At 47.9% G+C, this 1863-nt stretch carries 2 protein-coding genes; both read right to left on the reverse strand.

Annotated elements, in window-relative coordinates; genetic code table 11:
- Positions 1-138 precede the first annotated feature (138 nt).
- Complete coding sequence (locus ACUVJL_RS03030; RefSeq protein ID WP_445244490.1) at positions 139-1269, reverse strand: cation-translocating P-type ATPase; 1131 nt, start codon at positions 1267-1269, stop codon at positions 139-141.
- 203 nt (positions 1270-1472) lie between these two features.
- Positions 1473-1691, reverse strand: a complete 219-nt coding sequence (locus tag ACUVJL_RS03035; RefSeq protein WP_445244491.1) for a hypothetical protein — start codon at positions 1689-1691, stop codon at positions 1473-1475.
- Positions 1692-1863 lie beyond the last annotated feature (172 nt).

The raw sequence follows: 1863 nt of genomic DNA on the forward strand, positions 1-1863 counted from the left end.
AATAGATTATTTGAATCCATTGAAAAACTAGAATTACTATTACATAAACTTTTAAATGAAGGAGAACTAATTATGAAATGGAACCGAAAAATAAAAAATAAAGGTAACTTGGTTAATGCAGTTTAGATGTCGAACAGCTTATCCCGTACCCGTAACCGAGTAGGATTCGCCGCCAGAATAGATTTCTTGCACCGTCATTTGGTTTTCCGTCAAAGTTCCGGTTTTGTCGGAACAGATGACGGTAGCGCCGCCGAGGGTTTCCACAGCAGGCAATTTGCGGACGATCGCGTGGCGATTTGCCATCCGGGAAACGCCTACGGCTAGGGTGACGGTGATGACGGCGGGTAAGCCTTCGGGAATTGCGCCGACAATCAGGGCGACTGCGGGTTCGACTGCTTCTTTAAAGGCTGAAACTCCCGCAGGGACTGGCCGCCCCAATCTGACGGCGAAGGTCAAGGTTGCCATTCCCAACACGAATAACAGCCAGTTTTGACTGAATTGGTTGAATTTGCGGGTTAAGGGGGTGGTGAGGTCGATGTGCCGATCTAATAGTTGGGAGATTTTGCCTGTTTCGGTTTTATTGGCGATCGCAATTACGATGCCGCTAGCTTGGCCAAAAGTGACAAAACTGCCGGCATAGGCCATGTTATCCCGTTCTGCTAGTGGCGTTTCTTGTGGCAGAACTAAGTCTCCAGACTCTCCTAATTCTTTTTCGACAGCAACAGATTCCCCGGTGAGTCCCGATTCGTCGATTTGCAAGTCGCGGACTTTCACTAAGCGCAAGTCTGCCGGTACTTTGTCGCCGGAAGTCAGGGTTACTAAGTCGCCGACAACGAGTTCTTTGGAGGGAATTCTTAATTTTTTGCCGCCCCGAATGACTGTGGCTTCGGTGGTGACAGCTTGGGCTAGGGCTTCAATTTTTTTCTCGGCTCCAGCTTCTTGGATGAAACTAATAGTAGCGTTGGTGGTTGTTACGCCCCAAATTACGCTAGCGTTTAGCCATTCTCCGATCACTGCTTTGATTAAACCTGCACTCAGCAAGATGATCAGGAGGGGTTGGTTAAATTGCAGGATAAATTTTAACCAGGCTGGTTTCCCTGCTTTAACCGTTAGTTCGTTGGCCCCGAATTTCTGTTGGCGATGGTTGGCTTCTGTCGGTTCTAAACCGCTTTCCAGGTTGGTTTCTAAGATTGTTGCAACCTTGGATACTTCTAGGTAGTGCCAATATTGCTCTGCTACGTCTACATCGTTAGCCGCTCTTGATGGCATGATTCTTCCTGAATATTGGGGGTGTCTGACGAGCTTTGAGCGCTCCTTAATAGGCACGCTCAATACAACTCATCGCTCGTTGGAGGGTGAATATATTGAGCGGCTTAATTGTTTGTTGATTGCTTTAACGGGCTGTGAGTTAGATCCATATTACAAGCGATGTGGTCGTTTGTGGCAAGAGACTTGGGGAATTTTTTCCGGCGCTAAATCTTGTTTGGGACTTGGTGGCTGAGGTGGGGAAAAGTCGATCGAGTTTCTTGACATTTGGCAAATTTTAGGTGTGGTTGAAGAAAGAGGGAAGAAGGCAGGAGGCAAAAGAAAAATGCTCCCACTCCCCCTCTCTCCTCCTCCCCCGCTCCCCCACGGACGATCGCATATAGCAATCCTAAATCATTCAGATAAATTTGTAGGGGTAGTGCCAAGAGTGCCTACCCCCTATCTATCGGGGCAACCACGGGGGGATTGCCCCTACAATAGACCTCTTGCAAAAATAACTAGGACGGGCTCTTCGGCCCATCCCACAAGAGTTATTTTTTCTTGTGGGTTGGGCCTATTAGCCCGTCCCATCAATTGATGAAAAGGACTTTTGCAAGA

The organism is Microcoleus sp. OTE_8_concoct_300 (assembly GCF_031383065.1).
Taxonomy (GTDB): Bacteria; Cyanobacteriota; Cyanobacteriia; order Cyanobacteriales; family Microcoleaceae; genus Microcoleus.

What these genes read in the sequence shown, in the direction of transcription:
- ACUVJL_RS03030 (WP_445244490.1), bottom strand. Translation starts at nt 1,269, where the DNA reads ATGCCATCAAGAGCGGCTAACGATGTAGACGTAGCAGAGCAATATTGG.